22 protein-coding genes and 1 pseudogene (1 of these 23 running past the window's edge) are annotated in these 22,905 nt (G+C 67.2%); 12 read left to right on the top strand and 11 right to left on the bottom strand.

Annotation, left to right across the window (positions count from 1 at the left end):
- Window positions 1-34: 34 nt before the first annotated feature.
- The 6 genes from ABEG18_RS24960 (at window position 35) to ABEG18_RS24935 (ending at window position 5,250) form a co-directional block, all read left to right on the top strand.
- Window positions 35-922 (top strand): ABC transporter permease, encoded by an 888-nt coding sequence (locus ABEG18_RS24960; RefSeq protein ID WP_406855727.1) that lies wholly within the window; start codon window positions 35-37, stop codon window positions 920-922.
- Window positions 923-930: 8 nt separating this feature from the next.
- A complete protein-coding gene (locus tag ABEG18_RS24955; RefSeq protein ID WP_406855726.1) occupies window positions 931-1,695 on the top strand; it encodes an ABC transporter ATP-binding protein in 765 nt (254 codons plus the stop codon).
- 17 nt (window positions 1,696-1,712) lie between these two features.
- A complete protein-coding gene (locus ABEG18_RS24950; RefSeq protein ID WP_406855725.1) occupies window positions 1,713-2,588 on the top strand; it encodes a polysaccharide deacetylase family protein in 876 nt (291 codons plus the stop codon).
- A 4-nt stretch (window positions 2,589-2,592) separates the two neighbouring features.
- Window positions 2,593-3,360: a short-chain dehydrogenase/reductase gene (locus ABEG18_RS24945; protein ID WP_406855724.1), complete on the top strand. Its 768-nt coding sequence runs from the start codon at window positions 2,593-2,595 to the stop codon at window positions 3,358-3,360.
- An 11-nt stretch (window positions 3,361-3,371) separates the two neighbouring features.
- Complete coding sequence (locus ABEG18_RS24940) at window positions 3,372-3,881, top strand: MaoC family dehydratase (RefSeq protein WP_406855723.1); 510 nt, start codon at window positions 3,372-3,374, stop codon at window positions 3,879-3,881.
- Window positions 3,882-4,536: 655 nt separating this feature from the next.
- Entirely contained in the window at window positions 4,537-5,250 is a 714-nt protein-coding gene (locus ABEG18_RS24935) for a hypothetical protein (RefSeq protein WP_406855722.1), read from the top strand.
- A gap of 94 nt (window positions 5,251-5,344) precedes the next feature.
- Here ABEG18_RS24935 and ABEG18_RS24930 read toward each other — a convergent pair whose 3' ends face one another.
- The 7 genes from ABEG18_RS24930 to ABEG18_RS24900 form a co-directional block, all read right to left on the bottom strand.
- On the bottom strand, window positions 5,345-6,121 hold the full coding sequence (locus ABEG18_RS24930; protein WP_406855721.1) for an ABC transporter ATP-binding protein: 777 nt from the start codon (window positions 6,119-6,121) through the stop codon (window positions 5,345-5,347).
- Window positions 6,118-6,876 carry an ABC transporter ATP-binding protein gene (locus ABEG18_RS24925; protein WP_406855720.1) on the bottom strand — a complete coding sequence of 253 codons (759 nt, stop codon included), beginning with the start codon at window positions 6,874-6,876 and terminating at the stop codon, window positions 6,118-6,120. The genes ABEG18_RS24930 and ABEG18_RS24925 overlap by 4 nt, the downstream gene beginning before the upstream one ends.
- Window positions 6,873-7,757 (bottom strand): branched-chain amino acid ABC transporter permease, encoded by an 885-nt coding sequence (locus ABEG18_RS24920; protein WP_406855719.1) that lies wholly within the window; start codon window positions 7,755-7,757, stop codon window positions 6,873-6,875. Before ABEG18_RS24920 ends, ABEG18_RS24925 begins: the two co-directional genes overlap by 4 nt.
- Window positions 7,757-8,620, bottom strand: coding sequence for a branched-chain amino acid ABC transporter permease (locus ABEG18_RS24915; protein WP_406855718.1), 864 nt, complete (start codon window positions 8,618-8,620; stop codon window positions 7,757-7,759). Before ABEG18_RS24915 ends, ABEG18_RS24920 begins: the two co-directional genes overlap by 1 nt.
- A gap of 72 nt (window positions 8,621-8,692) precedes the next feature.
- Window positions 8,693-9,913 (bottom strand): ABC transporter substrate-binding protein, encoded by a 1,221-nt coding sequence (locus ABEG18_RS24910; protein WP_406855717.1) that lies wholly within the window; start codon window positions 9,911-9,913, stop codon window positions 8,693-8,695.
- Window positions 9,914-9,939: 26 nt separating this feature from the next.
- Window positions 9,940-11,181, bottom strand: a complete 1,242-nt coding sequence (locus ABEG18_RS24905; protein ID WP_406855716.1) for an amidohydrolase family protein — start codon at window positions 11,179-11,181, stop codon at window positions 9,940-9,942.
- Window positions 11,182-11,186: 5 nt separating this feature from the next.
- Window positions 11,187-11,843 carry a TetR/AcrR family transcriptional regulator gene (locus ABEG18_RS24900; protein WP_406855715.1) on the bottom strand — a complete coding sequence of 219 codons (657 nt, stop codon included), beginning with the start codon at window positions 11,841-11,843 and terminating at the stop codon, window positions 11,187-11,189.
- 556 nt (window positions 11,844-12,399) lie between these two features.
- On the opposite strand from ABEG18_RS24900, the pseudogene ABEG18_RS24895 reads away from it, so the two are divergent.
- The 5 genes and pseudogenes from ABEG18_RS24895 to ABEG18_RS24875 all read left to right on the top strand — a co-directional run bounded on the left by ABEG18_RS24895 (window position 12,400) and on the right by ABEG18_RS24875 (window position 18,256).
- Window positions 12,400-13,256 (top strand): annotated as a pseudogene (locus ABEG18_RS24895) (MBL fold metallo-hydrolase).
- 295 nt (window positions 13,257-13,551) lie between these two features.
- Window positions 13,552-14,382 carry an SDR family NAD(P)-dependent oxidoreductase gene (locus tag ABEG18_RS24890; protein ID WP_406855714.1) on the top strand — a complete coding sequence of 277 codons (831 nt, stop codon included), beginning with the start codon at window positions 13,552-13,554 and terminating at the stop codon, window positions 14,380-14,382.
- 182 nt (window positions 14,383-14,564) lie between these two features.
- On the top strand, window positions 14,565-17,393 hold the full coding sequence (locus tag ABEG18_RS24885; RefSeq protein WP_406855713.1) for an ATP-binding protein: 2,829 nt from the start codon (window positions 14,565-14,567) through the stop codon (window positions 17,391-17,393).
- Between the two features lie 91 nt (window positions 17,394-17,484).
- Window positions 17,485-17,949 (top strand): DUF1348 family protein, encoded by a 465-nt coding sequence (locus tag ABEG18_RS24880; RefSeq protein WP_406858706.1) that lies wholly within the window; start codon window positions 17,485-17,487, stop codon window positions 17,947-17,949.
- A gap of 97 nt (window positions 17,950-18,046) precedes the next feature.
- On the top strand, window positions 18,047-18,256 hold the full coding sequence (locus ABEG18_RS24875) for a hypothetical protein (RefSeq protein WP_406855712.1): 210 nt from the start codon (window positions 18,047-18,049) through the stop codon (window positions 18,254-18,256).
- An 8-nt stretch (window positions 18,257-18,264) separates the two neighbouring features.
- On the opposite strand, the gene ABEG18_RS24870 is transcribed toward ABEG18_RS24875, so the two are convergent.
- The 4 genes from ABEG18_RS24870 to ABEG18_RS24855 all read right to left on the bottom strand — a co-directional run bounded on the left by ABEG18_RS24870 (window position 18,265) and on the right by ABEG18_RS24855 (window position 21,893).
- Window positions 18,265-19,047, bottom strand: a complete 783-nt coding sequence (locus ABEG18_RS24870) for a carbon-nitrogen hydrolase family protein (RefSeq protein ID WP_406855711.1) — start codon at window positions 19,045-19,047, stop codon at window positions 18,265-18,267.
- A gap of 478 nt (window positions 19,048-19,525) precedes the next feature.
- A complete protein-coding gene (locus tag ABEG18_RS24865) occupies window positions 19,526-20,515 on the bottom strand; it encodes an alcohol dehydrogenase catalytic domain-containing protein (RefSeq protein ID WP_406855710.1) in 990 nt (329 codons plus the stop codon).
- 57 nt (window positions 20,516-20,572) lie between these two features.
- A complete protein-coding gene (locus ABEG18_RS24860) occupies window positions 20,573-20,878 on the bottom strand; it encodes a 4-oxalocrotonate tautomerase family protein (RefSeq protein WP_406855709.1) in 306 nt (101 codons plus the stop codon).
- A 103-nt stretch (window positions 20,879-20,981) separates the two neighbouring features.
- Window positions 20,982-21,893 (bottom strand): LysR family transcriptional regulator, encoded by a 912-nt coding sequence (locus ABEG18_RS24855; RefSeq protein WP_406855708.1) that lies wholly within the window; start codon window positions 21,891-21,893, stop codon window positions 20,982-20,984.
- A 101-nt stretch (window positions 21,894-21,994) separates the two neighbouring features.
- On the opposite strand from ABEG18_RS24855, the gene ABEG18_RS24850 reads away from it, so the two are divergent.
- A protein-coding gene (locus ABEG18_RS24850; RefSeq protein ID WP_406858705.1) for an aldehyde dehydrogenase family protein crosses the window boundary here: on the top strand, window positions 21,995-22,905 show its 5' portion. Its footprint extends 511 nt past the window's final position; 911 of the gene's 1,422 nt are visible here — the first part of the coding sequence; it begins with the start codon at window positions 21,995-21,997; its stop codon lies beyond the right edge, outside the window.

Here is a 22,905-nt window from a genome sequence, read left to right as displayed (position 1 = left end):
CTGCAATGCGAGCGCCTGAACCCGGGAGACCTCCATGCCCGCCGCCGCCGGCCATGTTGAAGCCAAACCCGCCAGCGCCTCCGTGGCGCGTGAGAGCGCCGGGCAAGCGATCGCGCTCGTCGTCCAGAAGCTGTGGAAGCTCGCGGCCGGCCTGGCGCTTCCGATCGCGCTGGTCGTCGTGTGGCAACTGGCGTCCACCGACGGATCGCTGTTTGGCGGCGCCTTGCCGAGTCCCGCCCGGGTCTGGGACGGCTGGCTCATGTGGGCATTCGGCAAGCCCGGGCTCGGGCTCAATCCGTATAGCGGCACGTGGTGGGACAATGTGGCGTTCTCGACCATTCGTGTCGCCAAGGGCTTTGGCCTGGCGATCCTGATCGGGGTGCCGCTCGGCGTCATGATCGGCTGGTCGCGGCTGGTGGCCTCCACGGTGGACCCCACCATCCAGATCCTTCGCCCGGTCCCCATCACGGCGTGGCTGCCGATCTCGCTGGCGATCTTCGGCATCCGGGATTTCGGGGCGGTGTTCCTGATCCTGCTGGGCGCGTTTTACCCCATCGTGATCAACAGCATGCACGGCGCGCGCGACGTCGAGCGAAACTGGATCAGGGCCGCCCAGATGATGGGCGCCTCGCGATGGGCCATCCTGACCCGCGTCGTCCTGCCGGCCGCGCTTCCGGCCATCTTCACCGGCCTGCGCATCGGGCTCGGCATCGGCTGGACGGCCGTCATCGTGTCCGAGATGGTCGCCGTCAAGTCCGGCCTCGGCTACGTGCTGTGGGACGCCTACTATGTGGGCCGCATGGAGATCGTCATCGCCGACATGGTGTCCATCGGCGCCATGGGCTTCATCTCCGACCTGCTGATCGTGGCCCTCGACCACTGGGCGCTTCGCTGGCGGCGCCTGCAATCCTTCTCGGCCTGAGGTGCAGCATGGGCGCGATCTCGTTTCAATCCGTCGGCAAGACCTATGGGGGCGCGGCCGGCGTGAAGGCCTTGGCGGACGTGGACCTCCAGGTCGACGAAGGGGAATTCGTGGCGTTGCTGGGCCCCTCCGGCTGCGGCAAGTCGACCTTGCTCAACCTGCTGGCCGGGTTCGAGAGCCTGACGGACGGGGCCATCCTGTTCGACGGCGGCGGGGTGACGCGTCCCGGGCCTGACCGGGCGGTCGTATTCCAGGAGGCGTCCCTGCTGCCCTGGCTGAGCGTGTGGGACAACGTGATCTTCGGCCCCAAGGTGCAGGGGCTCTCCCGCTCCGACTACGAGCCGCGCGCGGCCGAGATGCTGCGGCTCGTCGGCCTGGAGGCGTTTCGCGGAGCGCTGCCGACGCAACTCTCCGGCGGCATGCGCCAGCGCGTCGGCATCGCCCGCGCGCTGGTGATGAACCCACGGGCGCTGCTAATGGACGAGCCCTTTGGCGCCCTGGACGCCCAGACCCGCCTCACCATGCAGCAATTGCTGCTGGACGTGTGGCAGCGCCTCAAGACCACGGTCCTGTTCGTCACGCACGACATCGACGAGGCCATCCTGCTGGCCGACCGCGTCTGCGTGATGACGGCGCGACCGGGGCGGATCTCCCGCGACATCCCGATCTCGCTGCGCAGGCCGCGGTCGGTCGACGACATCACGAGCTCTGAATTCATCGCCTACAAGGCCATGATCATGGCCGACATGCGCGGCCACCCAGCGCCGCACTGAGACCCGAGGAGCGCAGCTTGGCCAATCCCCGCATTCCCTACCGGCTGTCCTCCGAGCGGCCCCCGCTCCCGCCCCTCGAGGGCAAGCGCATCCTGGTCCATCTCGTGGTGAACGTGGAGCATTGGCGCTTCGACGAGCCGATGCCGCGCACCATCATCACGCCGCCGCACGGCCGCGAGACCGTGCCCGACATCCCGAATTTCTCCTGGGCGGACTACGGCATGCGGGCCGGCCTTCCGCGCATCGTCGAGCTCTTTCGGGACCGCGGATTGCCGGCCTCCACCAGCATTAACGCCGGCGTCATCCACGCCTACCCGCAAGCGGCGGAGGCGATGCTGCGCGCCGGCTGGGAGTTTGTCGGCCACGGAATGCACCAGAAGGCCAGCAACCACGTCGAGGGCGGCGAGGCGGCGCTGATCGGGGCCGCGCTGGACGCGATCGCGGCCTTCACTGGCAAGCGGCCGACCGGCTGGCTCTCGCCGGGGCTGCGCGAGACCCTGGAGACGCCGGAGCTGCTGGTCCGCCACGGAGTCGACCATGTGTTCGACTGGGTGGTGGACGACCTGCCGTCCTGGATGACGACGCGCGACGGCCCGCTGCTGGCCGTGCCGTACAATGTCGAGGTCAACGATTCGATCGTCTACGCGGTCGAGAAGCACTCCACGGGCGAGATGGCGCGGCGCCTGGAGGCGACGTTGCGGCTGTTCGAGCAGGAAATCGACCGGAACCCTCGCGTGCTCGCCATCGGGTTGCATCCACACCTGATCGGCGTGCCGCATCGATTTCATGAATTGACCGCGATGCTGGACCTGCTCCAGCGCTCGCCGCACGTCGTCTTCACAACAGGCCCGGCGATCCGCGACTGGTACGCCGCCGCCGAACCGCACGGGTAACCACATGGATCTGCAGCTCAAGGGCAAGCGCGTCGTCATCACGGGCGCGTCGATGGGCATCGGGCTCGCCTGCGCGACGACCTTCGCCCAGGAGGGCTGCTCCGTCGTGCTGGCGGCCCGAAACGAGGCCCGGCTGAAAGATGCGGCCGCGTCGCTTTCCGGGACGGGCGCGGAGGTCGCGACCTTCAGGGGCGACCTCGGCCTCGCGGAGCACCGCGAAAGGCTGGCGGCGGCGTTTGGCGAAGCCGACATCCTGGTCAACAACGCCGGCGCGATCCCGGGCGGGGGACTGCTGGACCTCGACATGGGCGTGTGGGAGCAGGCCTGGGCCCTCAAGGTGATGGGCTACATCCATCTGAGCCAGCTCTATCTGCGGGGCATGAAGGAGCGCGGCTCGGGCGTCATCGTCAACATCATCGGCTCGGCCGGGCGCTCGCCGCGCTACGATTATGTGTGCGGGGCGACGGGCAACGCCGCCCTGATGGCGTTCACGGGCGCGGTCGGGGGAGCCTCGCCGGCCTGGGGCGTGCGCATGTTCGCGATCAATCCGGCCATGACCCGCACGGACCGCAGCGTGACGCTGTCCAAGGCCCGCGCGCAGGAGCGCTATGGCGACGAGAGCCGCTGGCCCGACATGCTCGCCAACCTGCCTTTCGGCCGGCTGATCGAACCTGACGAGATCGCCAACGCGGCCGCCTTTCTGGCCTCGCCCGCCTGTGGGTATGTGAGCGGCGCGACCCTCGACGTCGACGGCGGCGGCGCCTTTCGGTGAGGAGCGGGACCATGACCGACACGCGTGTGAAGCCAGGGTGGCAGGGGCGTTTCTACGAGGATCTCGAGGTCGGGGACGTCTACAAGCACCCGCTGGGCCGCACCGTTCTGGCGGCGGACAACTCCTGGTTCACGCTGCTCACCCAGAACACCGCACATCCGCATTTCGACGCCCACTACGCGGCCCACACGGAATTCGGACGCCCGATCGTGAATTCCTGCTTCACGCTGGCGCTTGTCACCGGCCAGTCGGTGACCGACGTTTCGCAAAACGTCTTCGCCAATCTGGGCTGGGACGAGGTGCGGCTGCCTGCGCCGGTTTTCGAGGGGGACACGATCTACTCGGAATCCGAGGTGCTGGAAAAGCGCGAGTCGCGCTCCCGCTCGGAGGTCGGCATCGTGACGGTGCGAACCCGGGGCTATAACCAGGACGGAACCGTGGTTGTTGACTTCAAGCGGACGTTGATGGTGTATCGCCGGGGTCAAGGACCGTCGAAAGCACGCCCGGTTCCTCAGTCGTGAGCGCCTTGGGCCCGCGGCCAAGTTCGGGTTCTCAGCTGCGACAGGCGGCCCTTGATGCTGCCTCCACAGGCTAGGCTGTTGCCTTTAGTAAACGGCTTGGCCCCATCCTGGCCGCCTGCTGCGACGCCCTGGCCTTGAACGCAGAACTCCCCGGCGATGGCCGAAAGTTGAGTCTGACCTGCCTCGTCTGAGTGCTCAGCTTCATACTGGAAATCGTAGCGGACGATCCCGCGATCCCGCCAGCATCGTGCGAGCGGGCCAGAGCGCACCTAAGTGCCGCTTATTTCCTGACAGTCGCGGAGCAAAACTCCAGGCTCATCCCATCCGGGCTCAAGATCGGCAGCCATTTTTGCATCGTGGCAAATTTCCAGAAGCACGGCATCCCTATCACCATTACCATCGAACCACGTGCGATCTGATAAGATCGTGCCGTTTCCACAAGACCCCCGCCGGCTGGCGGCAGGCCTGTTTTACCTAGGACTGCGGAATGTGCCCGTCGCTTCGGGCCTGATAGTCCCACCGATCAATTAGACGATTGTCGCTGAGCTTGATTGGCGCCATTCATAATTGGCATGACTGGCCTATGCTTAAGCGCCACCGCTGTAGCCTTCGTTTTATGATTTCGGATTCAGCTCGGGACGCGTTGGTCGGGAGGATGAAGTCCGATCTCGACCAGTACCGCGCGTTCAAGAACAGCCGACCCGATCCAAAGGAGCGTCGGTCCGATCTTAAGAGATATATTGCCGCGTGTGACCGCATCGTAGCCGTGGTTCGCGACTGCTCTTTTCTGTGTGGCTCAGCCCGCGAAGACGTGTTGCCGACATTGGGCGCGATGCTGAGCGCAACAGGGTTCAAGCGCTTCGGGACTTCGATCGGAGCGCCAAACCGAATCGGCGTTGAGGAGCTGCTGCGCTCAATCGTCAGCAAGAATCGAGGTATCAATCCGGCGGAACTGGTTCATGGACTGGAGGAACTGAGCATTCCGGTTCGCCAGGCCGTAGCGGTTCAGATCGGCCCTGAGCTTATTGTCGAACTAATTGAGTCCATGAAGGGCCCTGCTTTACGGCTGCTCCAAATTGACAAGCTGAACCCCAATCGTGGGGGACGGCCGCGGGACGTCGAACGTGAGCATGTGGTCCTTCAAGCACGCGATGTCTACCGGCAGGAGACTAAGAAGCGCGAGACGTTGACGCGCGATGGGGCCTTCGTGCGGTTTTGCGCGGATGTCATGGAGCCACTTGAGCTCGACACTGACACGGCGACGACCGAGCGGTTCTATCAGCAGGCGCAGAGCCTCGAAGCGCACCGGAGATTCGCGGCTGAGATGGTGCAGGAAATCAGTCCAGCTTCGTCCTCACGGACGTTCTAGGGTCGATTGCTCGACGCCGCGCCCTTGGCCCCTGTGATGATAAGGCAACCTGATATCAGCCCCACCAGTTTCTAAAGTCCGCTCAGCCTTGAAATCAAAGCTGGGGCTTCGCCGTGCGGCCGAGATAGAGTTCCGCTGCTTGCTCGTCGGCCAGCAGCATGGCCGCCTCTCCCTCAATAGCGACCATGCCGCCGTCCAGGATGTAGCCGCGTTGCGAGATGGCGAGGCATTGGCGAGCGCGCTGTTCGACGGCGAGGACCGAGACGCCAAGCGAGGGCAGTCTCGCAATGAGAGCGAAGGCTTCGGCCACCTTTGCGGGCGATAGGGCCGCGGTTGGCTCGTCAAGAATCATGAGCCGGGGGCTCGTCATGAGGGCGCGGGCGAACGCCAGTTGTTGGCGCTCGCCCCCAGACAGACTGCCAGCGCGCGCGCGCCGCCGTTCGGCCAACAAAGGGAAGGCCTCAAGCAGCTCCGCAATTCGCAACCGCTTGTTGTTGACCCCCGCCACCACCTGGAGGTTTTCCAGTACGCTTAGGGCGGAGAAGACATTCGCCACCTGCGGCACGTAGCCGACGCCGCGGCCGGCGCGATCCTCGGTCGGTAGGCCCAGGACATCGGCCCCCTCAAACAGAATACGGCCGCTCACGCGCGGGAGAAGGCCCATGATGGCTTTGGCCAGGGTTGACTTGCCCGCTCCGTTGGTGCCAGCCACCGTTACGATCTCGCCTGAGCGAAGGTTCAGCGACACCCCGTTTAGAATATCGACTTCACCGTAGCCCCCGCGGACGTCCTCGACGCTGAGCAGGATGGTTTCTGCCGAGCCGCGGCGGGGGGAATATGCAGGGGTGGACAAGTCCGCGCCGGCGCTCACGACAGGCCTCCGAGATAAGCTTCCCGCACCTGCGGATCATCGAGCACGGCTTCAGGGTTGCCTTCCGCCAAGACCCTGCCGCGATCCATCACGGCCATCCGCCGGACGAGCCGGGTAAGGGCCGCGAGGTCATGTTCGATCACGAGGAATCCAATGCCGTGGCCATTCAGTTCGGCGATGCGCTCCATGATCTCGCCGATCAGAACAGGGTTCACGCCCGCAAAGGGTTCGTCCAGCAGGATGAGGCGCGGCTCGACCATGAGGGCGCGCCCGAGTTCGAGCAGCTTCTTCTGGCCCCCGGAGAGCTTGCCGGAGGGCTGGTCGGCCACGCGGGTCAAGTTCAACAACGCAATGGTCTCCTCCACGCGCGCCGCGATAGCCGCTTCTTCCCGACGCACCCGTCCTGGCCGGAAGAACAGCCCGAAAAGCCTCTCCCCGGTCTGGTCGGGCGCCGCCGCCATCAGGTTCTCGCGGACGGTTAGATGGCTGAACTCACGCGGGACCTGGAAGGTGCGCACCATCCCGGACTTGGCTCGCGCGGGGGCGGATAAGCCATTCATGCGGCGGCCTGCGAGCGTGATCTCGCCTCGGTCCGCAGACAGGAAGCCCGACACGACGGAAAACAGCGTCGATTTCCCGGCGCCGTTCGGCCCGATGAGCCCGAACAGCGAATCGAGCGGCACCGACAGGCGCACGCCGTCCAGCGCCTGGAAGCCGCCAAAGGCCTTGGTGACGTTCCGGATCTCCAGGGTCATCGCTTGGTGTAGTCTCCCATAAGGCCCTGCGGCCGGAACATCACGAACAAGATGAGCAGCAGGCCGACGACGCCGATGCGCACGGAAGCCATGTCGACCTCCGAGATCCAAGGAGCCACGTCGCGCAGGAAGCGTGACCCCTCCAGGAAAGCCATCAGGATGACGGATCCGACGACCGCGCCCGAGACGCGGCCGACGCCGCCCATGATCACGGCCATCCAGACATAGAACGTGACCAGCGGGATGAACTGGTCCGGAACGATGTAGGTGATGTAGTGGGCGTAGAAGGCGCCGGCGACGCCTGCGATCGCAGCGCCCACGACCAGGACCTGGATCTTGAAGCTCGCCGGGTCCTTCCCGAGCGCCTTCACCGCCTCCTCGTTGTCGCGAATGGCTTCGATCAGGCGCCCGAACGGCGATTTCGCGATCCGCAGGATGATCAGCCCGGCCATGATGGTCACGGTCAGGATCACGGCGAGCGTCGCGGCCTGGGCGGCGAAGCCCTCGAGCCCCGAGAACAGCCGCGGGATGCCCGGCAAGCCCTGCACGCCATTGGTGAGCCATTTCTCGCTGGTGATGACGATGCGCACCACCTCCGAAAACCCTAGGGTCACGATTGCGAAATAGTCGTCGCGCAGGCGAAGCGACACCAGGCCGATGGGAAAGGCCGCCACGCCCGCCGTCACGGCGGCCGCCGGGAAGCTGAGGAGCAGCGGCACGCCCTTCAGGGACAAAATGGCGCTCGTATAGGCTCCGATCGCGAAGAACCCGACATGCCCGAAATTGATCAGCCCCGTCAGCCCGTATTGCAACGTCAGACCGAGGCTGAGCAGGACGTAGATGAGCGCGATGATGGCGATCGCGGCGAGATAAGCCTCCATCAGCGGGCCCCCTCGACGCGTCCGAACAGGCCCCGCGGCCGGACCAGCAGCACAGCCAGCATGATCACGAAGGCGAGCGCGATCTTGTAGGTGAACCCCACGATAGGCGTTGAGGCCTCCTGCACGACGCCCAGCAGCAGCCCCGCCAGCACCGCGCCTCCAGGCGACCCGATCCCACCCACGATCGCGGCAGTGAAGGCTGGCAGCAGCATCTCCCAGCCGCTTTCCGGGGACACGATGGTCTTGACCCCAAGCATCATGCCTCCGACGCCGGCCACCCCTCCGGCAAGTAGCCAGAGCGCCACCATCACGCGGCCGGGACGCACGCCGGAGATGCGCGCGAGGTCGCGGTTGTCCGCGACCGCGCGCATCTGCCGTCCGATGGACGTGAAGTAGAGGAGCCCGAAGACTGCCCCCAACGCGATTGCCGCCACGACCGCAAGTTGCAGATCCAGAGGGGTGACCCGCACCCCGCCCCACACATAGGGCCGTGACAAGGGCGCCATGAACACCTGTTGCCCATGTCCGAATGCGACCCCCAGGCCGGCGCGGATCAGGAACGCCAAACCGATCGAGGCGACCAGCAGCGCCACCACGGAGCGGTCCGCCAATTGGCGGAAGATCGCCAGATAGGCCAGCAGCGACGCCACGGCCGCGGCTCCGAATGCGGCTACGCCGCCGAGCGCCATGGAGCCCGTGGCCTTGTAGGCCGCGAGTGCCGAGTAGCCGCCGAGGGTCATCACGTCGCCGGTCGCCGCGTTGGGGAAGCGCGCGATGCCGAAAACCAGGGTGATGGACAGGGCGGCGAGCCCGATCACGAGCCCCTGAACAAGGCCGTTAACCAGCAATTGAGCGAAGAACATGGCGTCCCGGGATCGTCCGGCGGACCGGAGGGCGAGGGGCGGCCGAGCTCTCGAGCCCGGCCGCCGGGTGGGTCAGATCTTGACGACGTAGCGGCGCTTGAGGGCTCCGCCCTCGATGAAGAAGACGCCGAAATCGGGCGTCACGTCTCCATACTGGTCGAAGTCCAGCACTGACGACGCGCCCTCGAAGTTGATCTTGCCCTTTTTGAGGGCCTCCTTGCCCTCGGCGAACGAATAGACTTGCTGGCCGGGCGGGTTGGCGATCTCGCGAATTTTGGCGTTGATCGCCTGCGTATCAGCCGAGTTCGCGGCCTCCATGGCGAGCGCGAGCACATGGACCATGTCCCAGGTCATGGCCGCATAAACGTTGGCCTGACCGGGCTGGCCCATCGCCTTCCTGTAAGCCTCGTCATAGGCCTTGTAGGATGCAGCGTTCTCGTTGGAGACAGAATCCACGGAGATGACCCCCTCGACCACGTCGGGACCCACCGCCTTCACCAGATCTGGGCTCGCCGCCCAGCCCGGCATGATCCACTTCACGGGCTGGCCGGTCTGGAACCACTCCCGCATGAAAATGGTGGTGTCGGCCAGATAGGAGCCGGTGACGATCACGTCCGGGTTGGCGGCCAACACTTTCTGGAGTTCCGAGCGGTAGGTCGGCTGGTTCGGCTCGTAGACGACGCTCTCTACGACCTTGCCGCCCTTCGCCTCCCAGGCCTTGCGGAAGCCTTCCGTGTTGCCGATGCCAGATGCATTGTTGAACGCCATGGTGGCTGGCCGCTTATAGCCTTCCCGCACGCAGATCTCCGCGAAGGCGCGTCCGAACCGGTCATTGGTCGCCTGGTAGCGGTAGGACAGGCCCTTGGCGTTGGCGGGCGGGGTCGACAGCGCCGGGGCACCCGACGTGTTCATCAGGATCATCCCGGCGTCGTTCGTGAGCGGTACGACGGCCAACGAGACGCCCGAAGACCAGGTCCCCATGACGCACTGGACCTTGTTCACGTCGATCAGCTTCTTGGCGGCGAGCACCGCAGCCTGCGGGCTGGTCTGAGTGTCCTCGTACTGAACCTCGAGTTTGCGCCCCGCGGCGCCGCCCGCCGCGTTGACGATCTCGGCGGCGACGCCGATCATCTTTTGCATGCCGGAGCCGAAAGGGCTGCCGGAGCCGGTCACGGGGCACAGGGCCCCGATGCGGTAAACGCCTTGGGTCTGCGCGCGCAGGATGCCCGGCGCAGCGACGAGGCCAGCGGCGGCGCCCAGCCCTCCGACAAAGTGACGGCGTGTCGTTGTCATTGTGCTCTTCCCTCCCGAGTCGTTGTTCATTGGGCCATCGCGTCCTTCACGAAGGCGCCGGCCTTCATGATCGCCGACAGGTGCTGGCCCTGGTGCGTCAGAAGCGACAGGTCGGCCAGGGGGTCGCCATCGACCACGATCAGGTCCGCATGCGCGCCGGTCTCCACCACGCCGATCTGGCCTGGCATCCCGATCAGCTCGGCGGCGTGCACGGTGGCCGAGCGGATGACCTCGATGGCGGGCAGCACACGGCCGCGGATCACGAATTCCTCCGATTGATGGCGGTGCATCTCGCCAAGGAGGTCGGTGCCGTACGCCATGGTGACGCCGGCGTCGCGCATGATCTGCAGCGACTCCAAGCCGCGCAGGCGCACATCGTCGATTTTGGCCACGGACGTCGCCGGGAGCCCGAGCGACTCGCCCTCGTTTTTCAGCGCCTCGTAGGTGACCAGCGTCGGACACGCGATGGCGTCGCGCTCCTTCATCAGGGAGGCGGTCGCAGGCTCGATCAGGTTGGCGTGCTCCACCGAACGCACGCCGAGCTTCACGGCGCGTGCGATGGCCTCGTCCGTATAAAGGTGGGCCGACACGTAGGTTTGAGCGGCGCGCGCCTCCTCGACGATCGCGGCGATCTCGTCGTTGGAAAAGCCCAGGAATGCGATTGGGTCGGTCGGCGACGCGACCCCCCCATTGGCCATGATCTTGATGAAGGTGGCGCCTTGGCGGATCTCGTCTCTCGCCGCGTGGCGGCACGCCTCGACGCCGTCGCAGATGCGGCCCAGAGAGCCCAGGCGCCGCGTCTGGTAGTCAGGGTCGCGATTGTCGTAGCGACCGCGGAAGTCCGCGTGGCCGCCGGTCTGCGCCAGAGCCTTGCCGCAAATCACGAGCCGCGGCCCCTCGACGAGCCCCTGCTCGAGCGCGTCCACCAGGGCGTGGGTGGCGCCGCCCACGTCCCGGACGGTGGTGAAGCCGCGCGCCAGCATGCCCTTCATGATGCGGGCGGCATGGAACGCGGCGACCGCGTCCGGCAACAGCGCGTTAAGGCCCAGATTGACCAGCCCCGCCACGACATGCACGTGACAGTCGATCAGGCCCGGCATCAGCGTCCGCCCCTTCAGGTCGATCGTCCGCGCCGAGGCGCTGCAAATCGGCCGGTCGGAAACCTCGCAAATTCGTCCATTTTCGACTCGCACATGCCGGTCGTGCTCGCCATTCGGGCTGCGGCCGTCTAGCACGCGGGCGTTCTCGAAGATGATGCTCTGCGACACGCTGTTCACCTTTCCTTGGAGCCGCCGGCTCGAACCCGCCGTCTCTGTTCCTGCGCCGGAGCGTATTTGGCGAGGACCGATTTCCAAAAGTTCAGGAGGTCCTGGTAATACGCCGGATCATCCCGCAGCACCTGCTGCATGCCCATGCCGCGCATGAGGCAGAGCGAAGCATTCAGCGCAGTCTGGACGTCCCTGTCGTCCAAGTGGGAGCCCTCGAAGAAGTCGCCCCAGATCCGGTCAAGCTCGGAATGGAACGCACGCACAACCGGTATCAGGCCCTCACGCAGAACGGCGTTGTGCCGCGCCTCGGTGATGTGCTCCAGAGTGATCAGAAGCAGGCGGCCCGAGAACATGGCCCAGAGGCGGTCCAGGAAGTCCGGAAGGCTCAGCGAGCCGTCCCTGACGGACGCGGCGAGGACGCGGATGCCGAGTATGGAAGAATTCAGCAGGTGCTCGATCGCCTGCACCACGAGAGCGTCCTTGCTGGGGAAGTGATGGTTCAGGGCGCCGCGCGTGACTCCCGCCCGCTCGGCGATCTGCGCCAGGGTGGTGCGGGGGTAGCCGCGCTCGTGTAAGCAGTCGAGCGTCGCCTCAACGAGTCCGGAGCGCGTCTCGGCAGACCGCTCCTCCTGGGTACGACGTTGGCGCTGTTCTACCCGCACAATGGGAAGCTAAAGAGCGAAAAACAAACAAGCAAGCATGTTTGTCGACGGCTGAGCTTTGACCGACACTTCCCACCGAAACTTCATAGATACCGCATCGCGCCGCGAGGATGGGGTCGTCCGAGAGTTCGATCCCGTCGGTCACCCGGGTCGGGTCGTGCATCATCACTGGATCGCCGATCTCCTCGACCGACGTGGGTCGAGTGATCGCGAGTTGCCCCACAGTGACGCGCGGACGATCGTCCGGCCACGGTGCATTCGGGTCGTCCGTCAGACGAACTGGCGACCCTCCAGGCCTGGCAGGCAGGAACGCTAGCGGCAGGTCTGGGATCGAACGACGCGTCGCGCCACCGCTAGCCCGCGAGCGTCGCGCCGCCTTGTGGCAGGTACACCACGTTGTCCAGCCGACGCTCACTTTCATGACCAGTCGGTCAGGCGTAGCCGGTCGGGCCTCGCAACGTCTCACACCGTCTCACTGGCACGGGCAGGCCCGTTGGCTTGAGGCTCCTTTCGATCGCCGTGCCACAGGGTCCCCGGCAATCGGAAGGAGAAACCGATGATGTCCCCCCATCCACCCCGCCTGTCGCGCCGCGGATTCTGCCTCTGCTGCGTGGCGGCCGTCGCCGGCCGGCAGGGTTGGCTAACGCCGCGCCAGGCCTTCGCCAAGGCCGGCAACATCGTCGACGGGTTCCGGGCCGAGGCCGCGAAAGCGGACATCGCGGTCCATCCCGTCCGCGGCGGGCTGAGCGTGCTGGAGGGGTCGGGCGGCAACATCGCGGTCTTGGGCGGAGCGGACGGCAAGGTGCTGGTCGATGCCGGTATCACCGCAACGCGTCCCCGCATCGAGGCCGCGCTGGCGAGCCTCGACAATCGTCCGATCACCCACCTCATCAACACGCACTGGCACTTCGACCATGCCGACGGAAACGAGTGGATCGGCGGCGCCGGGGTCTCCATCCTCGCCCACGCCAACACGTTGAAACACCTGCGGGAGCCGCAAAGGGTCGAGGACTGGGACTTCGACTTCCCGCCAGCCCCGCACTTCGCGCTGCCGACCGAGGTCGTGGACCGCGCTAAGACGGTGAAGCTCAACGGCACGTCGATCGGGCTTCAGCATCTCGCCCACGCCCATACAGACGGCGATCTCGTGGTGACCTTCGGCGAGGCTGACGTCACGGCAAGAACACCCTCATTCTCCCGGGGCACGCCGCCCCCGTCAGCCATGCCGAGGGGCTCCGGGCCTTTCGCGACATGCTGGCGGGAAGCCGCGACCGCGTCTCGGCGCTGAAGCGTCGCGGCCATTCGCTGGACGAGATCGTGGCGGCGCGCCCGACCACAGCAACGGACGAACGGTTCGGCAAGGCGGTTATCTCGCCGGACTTCTTCACGAAGCTCGTGTTCGAAGGCGTCTGAGCGGAGCGCCGCGCCCGTCTTACCGCAGCCATCGTCAAGACCATCACGGCGCCGGACTACACGGCCTGGCTCTCGGACCCCCGCGGGCAGCCGCGCTCGTGCTCAAGGTGGCGGATCTCGACGCCCCTCCCGTGCGCATCCTCGCCGGGGCGGACGCCTTGGCGTTCGCTCAGCGGGCTGCCGAACGCCAGGCCGCATCCGACAGCCGCTGGAGCAACCTCAGCCGGCTGGATGCCTCCCTTCAACGCTGACCCGCATCAAGGCCTCACTCTTCAGCAACGTAAAGGACTTCGCGATGTCGATCTGGTTCATCACGGGCGCTTCCCGGGGCTTCGGCGCCCTGGTCGCACAACACGCACTCGAAAGGGGCGATGCGGTCGTTGCCACCGCCCGCGATCCGAAGGCGATCGTCGACCGCATCGGCTCGCATCCCGACCTTCTCACGCTGGCGCTCGACGTGACGCGGAGAGACCAGGCGATCGCGGCGGCGCAGGCAGCAGTCGACCGCTTCGGCGCTATCGACATCCTGCTCAACAATGCCGGATTCGGCCTCCTTGGCGCGGTGGAAGAGGCGAGTGATGACGAAATCGAGGCCGTGTTCAGAACAAACGTGTTCGGGCTTCTGGCGGTCACCCAAGCCGTCCTGCCCCACATGCGCATGGCCGGGTTCGGTCGCATCCTCAACATCTCGTCGATCGGCGGGTACCGGGGCTCGGCGGGATTCGGCGTCTACGGGGCCACCAAGTTCGCGGTCGAGGCCCTGACGGAGTCCTTGCGCGCCGAGCTCGCGCCGCTCGGCATCCACGTCACGGCGATTGAGCCGGGCTACTTCCGGACCGACTTCATGGACGCTTCGTCCCTGAAGGTCAGCCGCACCGTGATCCCTGACTACAGCGAGACGGTGGGGAAGGTCCGGGCCAATGCCGGGCAGGTCAACGGAGCCCAGCCTGGGAACCCTGCCCGGCTCGCGGAGATCCTGGTCGACCTCGCCCACCACCCGGACCCTCCGGTGCGGTTGCCCCTGGGCGCCGATACCGTCGCGGCCATCGAGGCGAAGCATGCGTCGGACACAGCCATCCTCGACAAATGGCGGGCCGTGGCACTCTCGACAGGCTTTGACCGGTGATCTGAAAGGCCCGCGTGGGCCCACCCCGGCTGGAACCGGACCCACCGTATCCGGAAAGTTACTTAGGCTGTACATTCGTCGAGGCGCCGCCATCGGTCGGCATCGCCAGGATCGGTGGCAAAGATGCTCTCTTGCACGACGCCGGCCCTGCTGAGCCGGAAGATCGATCAAAGGGGAAAGGCATGAGCGCGCCGGACCCAAAGTCCGGTTCTGCACTTTGCTTCGGCCCGTTCCGTCTACTGCCGACGGAACGTCGGCTCGAACGTGACGGCACGGTCGTTCCGATAGGCAGCCGCGCACTCGACATCCTGATCGCGCTCGCCGAGCGCCCGAGCGAGGTGCTCGGCCGCGACGCGCTCATGACCCGCGCCTGGCCCGACCTGACGGTGGACGACAGCAACCTGCGCTTCCACATCGCACGCCTGCGCAAGGCTCTCGACGACGGTGCCGGAGACCAGCGCTATATCGTCAACGTGCCCGGACGGGGTTATTGCCTAGCCGCCGAAGTCCGGATCGAGGCGCTGCTCCCGCCGGCGAAGCCCCGGCCCTTGCCGGGCGCATCGGGACTGCCCCCCTTGTTGGATCGCATGGTTGGGCGTGACGGTGCAGTCGAGGCCGTCGCCGACCTCGTCGCGCGGTACCGCTTCGCGACGATCCTCGGCGCAGGCGGTATGGGCAAGACGACGGTCGCCATCGCAGCCGCAAACCGGTTGCTCCGGTCCGGTCACGACGAGGTCCGCTTTCTCGATCTCGGCCCGCTCTCCGATCCCACGCTGGTGGCGAGCACGCTGGCCAATGCACTCGGCGTCGCCGCGCAATCCGGCGACCCCACCCCCGAGGTGATCGGGAATCTCCGGGAGCGCAGGATCCTGCTCGTCTTCGACGGATGCGAGCACCTGGTGGACGGCATCGCCTCTCTTGCCGAAAAGATCTTTCTTGAAGCGCCCGGCGCAAGCCTTCTCGTGACCAGCCGCGAGCGGTTGAAAGTCGAGGGCGAGCACGTCTTCATCCTCTCCGAGCTCGAACAACCGCCGCCTTCGGAGGACCTGACCCCTGCCGAGGTTCTCGGCTACCCGGCCGCGCAACTGCTCGCCGAACGCGCCGCCGCCGCCGGTCATTCTGCCGACCTGACGCCGGCCGACGCCGCCGTCATGGCAGAGATCTGCCGGACGCTGGACGGCGTTCCACTCGCGCTCGAACTCGTCGCAGGCCGGGTCTCAGATTACGGCTGGAAACAGACGGCTGATCTGTTGCATGGGCGTCTCCGCCTGCTCTGGACCGGTCGGCGGACAGCGCCGGCGCGCCACCAGACGCTGCGATCGGCAGTCGAATGGAGCTATGATCTGCTGCGGCCGGACGAGCGGAAGGTCTTCGAGCAGCTGTCCGTCTTTGCCGAAACGTTCGACCTGACCGACGCCGTTTCCGTGGCCACGGACGGCGACCTGACCGCGGCAGACATCGCCGGCGCCGTGCAGTCACTGGTCGAGAAGTCGCTCGTCGCGGTCCGCTGCAGTGGCGGGTCGGCAGCCTATCGCCTTCTCGATACGACGCGCGCATTTGCCCGCGAAAAGCTGGACGGGGAGGGTGTCCGGCAAGCGGTGGCGTCTCGCCACGCCGCCCATGTCCTCGCATGTCTCGAGGCCTCGAAGGAGCTGCCCCGGCCCGATGTCCTCGGCGCCCGCAAGCGGCCCGCGCTCGCCGACGTCTACGCGGCTCTCCAGTGGAGCTTCGTCGAAGGCGGGGACGCGCGGCTAGCCACAAGACTTGCCGCTGCTGCATCGCGGACCTTTATCGAGTCGTCGCTCCTGAACGAGTGCCGCCGGTGGACAGAGGCAGCGCTTGCGCTGGAACCGACGGACGACGACACCGTCATGCGGCTCAACGAGGGCCTCGGCTACGCCCTGATGTTCACCCAGGGCAACGGCCATGAAGCCGGAGCGGCCCTCAAGCGGGCACTGGCGCTTGCCGACGATCTGGCCGACATCGCCAGCCAGTTCCGCCTCATGGTGACATTGCTCCGGTTCCGCCGGGGGAGAGGCGAGTATTCGCTACTGATGCCCATGTCCCGGCGGCTCGAAGCACTCGCGGCCAGCATCGGCAATCCTGTCGCGATCTCGTGCGCCCATTACCAGGTCGGCACCGCACTGCACCTGCTGGGGCAGCAGCAGGCCGCACGTGAGCAACTCGACGCCGAGATCCATCTCGACGTCTTCGAAGAGGTCCCTCCCCACCACTACGCCTACAGCAGCCACCCCTTCGTTCCCATGTCTCGATGCCTTTGGTTGCTGGGCTATCCGGACCAGGCCCTGGCGATGGCGCGCCACGTCGCGGAGAGGACCGCGCCATCGGACGCGGTGAGCTACTGCGTGGTGCTCATGTGGGTCACCACCGTCTTCGAATGGACGGGAGAATGGGACATGGTCGGCCAGCTCGCCGAGCGCCTCGTCGCCTACGCGAGAAGCCATTCCATGCGGCCCTACCAGGCGGTTGGGCTCGGCCACCAGGGCAGGCGCCTTCTCGAAGCCGGCCAGGCCAAGGCCGCCGTGGCCCTGCTGCGGAATGCGATCGGCCAAGCCCGCCAGCACGGCATGATGATGCCGGGGTTCGAGGGGTCGCTCGCGCTGGCACTGCTCGGCGCAGGCGAGACCGAGGAGGCGCACGCGACGGTGGGCGCGGCCATCCGGAGAGTAAGATCCGACGGCGAGAGCCACGAGCTTCCCGAGCTTCTCAGGGTCCTCGGCGAGGTACAGGTTCGGCGATGCTCCCATGACGACGCTATCGCGGCTTTCGACGAGGGCATGGCGATGGCCGACCGCCAGGGCGCCCTGTCGTGGAAGCTTCGGCTCGCCATGAGCCGGCACCGCGCCTGCGTGGAGCGCGGCGAGGCGTCGGCGTCCAGGCCCGTTCTGGCCAACGTTCTCGGCCAGTTCTCCGAAGGCTTCGATACGGCCGACCTCGTAGCCGCCCGGCAGTTGCTGGAAGGGTCGCCGGACGCCGCGCAGCAGCGCTGACCGCGGTCCACGGCATCTCACAACACATCACTCGCGATGTGGCCCGCGGCCCGGGAGGATGGGAGCCGTTCAGTCCTCCGAGGTTCACATGATCGTCCGCCCGCCACTTCCGCCGTTCACGCCAAGCACCGCCGTCGAGAAAGTGAGGGCCGCCGAGAACGCCTGGAACAGCCGGTCGCCCGCGAGCGTCGCCCTGGCCTACACGTCAGACACGCGCTGGCGAAACCGGTCCGAGTTTTTGTCCGGCCGCACGGAGGTGGAGGCTTTCCTGGCGCGCAAGTGGGAGAAGGAAACCGAGTACCGGCTCATCAAGGAGCTCTGGGCCTTCACGGACGCGCGCATCGCCGTGCGCTTCGTCTACGAATTCCGGGATAGCGCCGGCCAGTGGTGGCGCTGCCACGGCAACGAGAACTGGCGCTTCGCGCCCGACGGACTCATGGCGGAGCGTCACGCCAGCATCAACGACGTCGCGATCGGTGCGGACGAACGGCTGTTCCTCTGGCCGCTCGGCATGCGCCCCCTCGATCATCCCGGGCTCAGCGAGCTCGGGCTCTAAGGTTCGCCGCCGGGGCGCCTCCCTTCCGCCTCGGCGCACTGGGCCCCGGGTCCGTGTCCCATGCGGACCCGGGGTCATTTGCGGCAGGAGAACAGTCATGACCTTCGCCCCCAAGACCTTGCCGATCGTGCCGGCGTCGTTCTTCGGCATCGTGCTGGGGCTCGTGGGTCTCGGCAGCGCATGGCGGGCAGCCACGGACGGCCGGGCGTCGTCGGAACGGCTCATGGCCGAGACCGCCTCTTCGCGCTTCCACGAACTGGTTGACGGCCGTTCGGTCGATTGGTCGTTCGCTGACGTCCTGATCTAAAAATCAGGTCACGGCCGGACGTGCCGGTCGCTGACATAAACGGGGTAGGCGGATTTCGCGGCATCCGCCACGTCGCGTTCGACATCGACCACGAGCATCTCCATCCCGCGGGAAGTCTCGCCAAGGGTCACGGCGGAGGGCGCGAACGCGAAGCCTTGCCCGCCGAAGACAGGAGGCTGGCCGTCGGCCGATCCCACGCGGTTCGAGCTCAGGACATAGGCGCCGCTCACGATGGCCGCCATGGCGCCCGCCGTTCTCCAGGTCGTCATCGCGCGGCCGGATGCCCTCGGCACGGCGATGAGGTGGGCGCCTTGCCGCCCCAGGGCTCGTGCGTGCTCGGGGAACATCAGCTCGGTGCACAGCAGGACGCCGACGGTCAGGCCGGCGATCGCGTGCGTGTCGAACCCCGGACGCCGAGGCGCGAACCAGCCGTCCTCCTGCCAGCCTTCCTCGGCCGGGAAAATCTGCTTGTGGTGCAGCGTCCGGTAGACGCCGTCCTCGATCGCGAAAGCCTCGTTCGCCAGCACGTCGCCATGGAAGATCGGGCGGGAGGAGATGACGGCCTGCGCCAAGCAGGCGAGCGCCGGAAGGGATGCCTCGTGCATGTCGGCCCACGTCCGGGCGGCGGCGCGATCATAGGGCAGCTGCCGCGGCAGCCAGGACCCGAATGGCATCTCGTTGGTGATCAGCAGCTCAGGGGCGGCCGCAGCCAGGTCCCCCGCCAGTGCCGCCCAGGCCTTGCTCCCCACCTGCAGCCCGTCAGGCCACTCCACCACGCAGACCCGTGTCATGTGTCGTGTCCCTCGTGATCGCCCTCACGCCGTCGTGCTCCGCGCCGACGTGCTGGGCTGGGCCGCAGCCCACTCGACCGGGCGCGACAAGGTCAGCTGACGGCCGCCCTGATCCGGATGGCCGCCAGCACGGGAGCCGACGCTCAGGCCTGCGTCTTGATGAAGTCCCGTCGGACGCCTTCACGAAGCCGCTGCTCATCCGGGTTGCTCCTGCCATGGGTTGACGAACCGCAGGGCCGGACGGCGCCGCGGGCTGGGACTTGGACTGCGGTTGGGCCTGGCCACTGATCACGGCGCCGAGGCCATGCCGAGCGAGCCGGCAAGGACGGTGCGCCGGGTCGCGGATGTGTTCGTGGGGGTGCTTGTCATCACGCGTCTCCGAAGTGGATCTCGGGCCCGAGTGCCCGACGATCCTTGGGGAGTGCACTGCCGCCGGCCAGTGAGAACTTGTGAGGCCGTGTGTGACGTCGGCACAGGCTCATGTCGCCGCGATGTCGACCGCGATCTTGCCCGTGCCGTCGGCCTTCTTCAGTGCCTCGTAGGCTGCGCCGACCTCCTCGAGGCCGAACCGCCGCGGATCGAGCAGAGGCGTGAGCTTGCCGGCCTCGACCAGCTCCCGCGCCTTCTCGAGGATCTCGCCGTGGTGCCGCCGGCCTTCGCCGTCGATGAGGGGCAGGAGCGTGAAGACGCCGGAATAGGTGCCGCCCTTGAATGAGAGCGGCGCGAGCGGGTGGGTCCCCCAGCCCAGCGACGAGGTCACGTGGCCGAACCGCGCGAGGGCGGCGAAGGCGACATCGAGCGCGCCGACGGTGTCGTAGACGACGTCGAAGCCGCGCCCGCCGGTGAGCCGGTCGACCGCGTCGGCGATCGGCTCGTGCCGGTCGATGAAGCTGGCGCCCAGCCGCTCGATCACGGGCTTGCTCTCGGGGTTTCCAGTCGCGTGGACCGTCGCCCCGAAGGCGAGCCCCAGCTGGACGACGACATGGCCGACGCCGCCGGCGCCGCCGAGCACGAGGAGGGTCTGCCCGGGCCGTACGCCAACGCGGTCGACAAGTCCCTCCCAGGCCGTGATCGTCACGAGCGGCAGCACGGCCGCCTCCCGCATGGTGAGGTTCGCCGGCTTGGCAGCGAGCAGGTCCTCGTCCGCGCTCACATATTCGGCGAGCGTGCCGGGGTGGCCGCCAACGCCGCCCACCATGCCGAACACCTCGTCGCCGGGCCGGAACCGGGTGACGCCGGGCCCGACCGCCTCGACCGTGCCGGCCATATCCAGCCCGAGGATGGACGGAGCAGGGTGCCTGGCATGGGCGGCCTGCCCGGCATGGATCTTGGTGTCCAGCGGATTGGTGCCGGCCGCCGCGATGCGGACGAGGACCTCGCCTGGGCCGGGAACTGGCCGGCTGATCGGGGCGACGCGCAGCGGGGCGCCGGTTTCGTGGAGGACGGCTGCCTTCATCGACGTGGTCATGGAGACCTCCTCGGTTGGGAACGGGGTGTTTGGGCGCGGGCAGGGATCTCGATTGCGCTAGGCGCCCTTCAGGACCGGGGCCGCCTTTGCCCACTCGGCCCTGGTCTGCGGAACGCCGTCGAGCGTCTCCACGATGGCCTTGGATTTCTGCAGCGTGGTGATCAGCGAGCGCGGCCCCTCCCACGGCCGCCCCCCGATGTGCCAGCCATCCGGATGCAGTTCCTCGATCAGCACCCAGACGACCTCGCGAAAGGCCTCCGACCCCTCGAACTCGACGAGCACGTCGGTCAGGGCCTTGGCCAGCTTGTGCTTCTCGGCCTCGCTGAACACGCCTTCGACCAGCTTCACGTTCACGAACGGCATGGGGGATCTCCTTTCAGGGATGGTCACGGGCTCAGCGTGAAAGGAGTGGGCACGCGTGGCGAGAGAGCCGTTGTGAGATCGTGTGAGGCGCGTGGGGCGGCTCTCAGGTCGCGCCTTTGGCTTGGCGGGCCGCTTCCCGCACGAGGTCAACGAAGGACCGGTGATGCGCGGCCAGGTGCCGGCGGCCAGGGTAGTAGAGGCAAAGGCCGGGGAAGGGCGGCGTCCAGTCTTCGAGCACCCGGACGAGCCGTCCCGCGGCAAGATCGTCCGCGGCGTTCCACTCGGTCAGGTAGGCCAGGCCGACCCCGGCTCGCGCCGCCTCGATCATCAGCATCGGGTCATCGAGGATGAGCGGCCCCCTCCCGTCGATCTCGACCTGCTCGCCGCGGTGTTCGAACTCCCAGCGATAGATGCCGCCGCCAGGCAGGCGGCTGCGGATGCAGGCGTGGGCGGCGAGGTCGCCCGGGACGAGCGGCTTGGGGCGCCGCGCGAAGTAGGCGGGCGAGCCGACGACGGCGAAGCGCTGCGGGGGCCCGAGTGGGACGGCGATCATGTCCTGCGGCACCGTCTCGGCCAGGCGAACGCCGAGGTCGAAGCCTTCGAGGACGATGTCGACGAGCTTTCCCTCGGTGACGATGTCGACGGTGACCAGGGGGTGTCGCCGGACATACTCGAGGACGATCGGCGCCATGATCTGGCGGGCCGCGCCGGACGAGGCGTTGATCCGCAGCGTCCCCGACGGCTCCGCCTGGTGGTCGGTCAGGCGCTCCATGGCTTCGCGGATGTCGCGGAGCGCGGGCCCCGTCTCGGCTACGAACCGCTCGCCTGCCTCCGTCAGCGTCACGCTGCGGGTCGTGCGGTGGAATAGGCGAGCGCCCAGTCGGCTCTCGAGCGCCGCGACCATGTGGCTGAGAGCGGACCGGGAGATCCCGATTTGCGTCGCCGCGGAGCGGAAGTTGCGGTGTCGCGCCACCGCCTGCACGGCTTCGAGTTCCGTCAGGCCCGTCGTCATCATTGTCCTGTCTCGCTCACCAGAACATGCCGGACTGTCCGGCTAATCAATCTTATAGGTACGGGCTACCTGAGGAGCAACGCCACGCATCCCAGGAGCCACCCGTGAACATGATCGACAGGATCTTCATCGACGGCCAGTTCGTCATCCCCCATGGAGCCGAGATGTTCCCGCTCCACAATCCCGCGACCAGGGCGGTCATCGGCCAGGTGCGTCTGGCCGACGAGGAAGACGCGCGGCAGGCGATCGCCGCCGCCAAGCGGGCCCTCCCCGCCTTCGCCACGACGAGCCCGCCGGAGCGGCTTGCCATGCTTCGCCGCCTGCGCGACGAGGTCGCCGCCCGGCGTGAGGCGCTGCTCGAGGCCGTGATCGAGGAATACGGAGCGCCCGCATCGCGTGCGGCCTTCATGGTCGACCATCCCGTCGCCGCCTTCGACGAGGCGATCGATCTGCTGGAGACCTATCCGTTCCGCCGGCGTGTCGGCGCGTCCGAAGTCGTGATGACCCCGTCCGGCGTCGCGGGGCTGATCACGCCGTGGAACAGCAATGCCGGCTTCATCTGCGGCAAGGTCGCGACCGCGCTCGCGGCGGGCTGCACCGTGGTGGTCAAGCCGAGCGAGATGAGCGCCACGCAAACACAGGTGATCATGGAGGCGTTCCACGCCGCCGCGCTTCCCGCAGGCGTGGTCAACATCGTTACGGGGCGCGGCGAAACCGTCGGAGCCGAGCTCAGCCGGCATCCCGATGTCGCCAAGATCTCTTTCACCGGCTCGACGGCCGTCGGCAAGGCGATCCTCCAGGCCGGGGCCGCGACGCTGAAGCGCGTAACCCTGGAACTCGGCGGCAAGTCGCCGACGATCATCCTGGACGATGCCGACCTGGAGACGGCGATCCCGATCGCCGTCCAGGCGGCCTTCATGAACAGCGGCCAGGCCTGCATCGCCGGCACGCGCCTGCTGGCGCCGCGCAGCCGGCTTGCCGAGATCGAGCACCTGGCCAGCACGGCCGTGGCCGC

The sequence above is a fragment of the Alsobacter sp. KACC 23698 genome (assembly GCF_045348435.1).
Taxonomy (GTDB): Bacteria; Pseudomonadota; Alphaproteobacteria; order Rhizobiales; family Beijerinckiaceae; genus Alsobacter.
The sequence above is the reverse complement of the archived record's forward strand: the minus strand, read 5'-3'. Positions and strand labels throughout refer to the sequence as shown.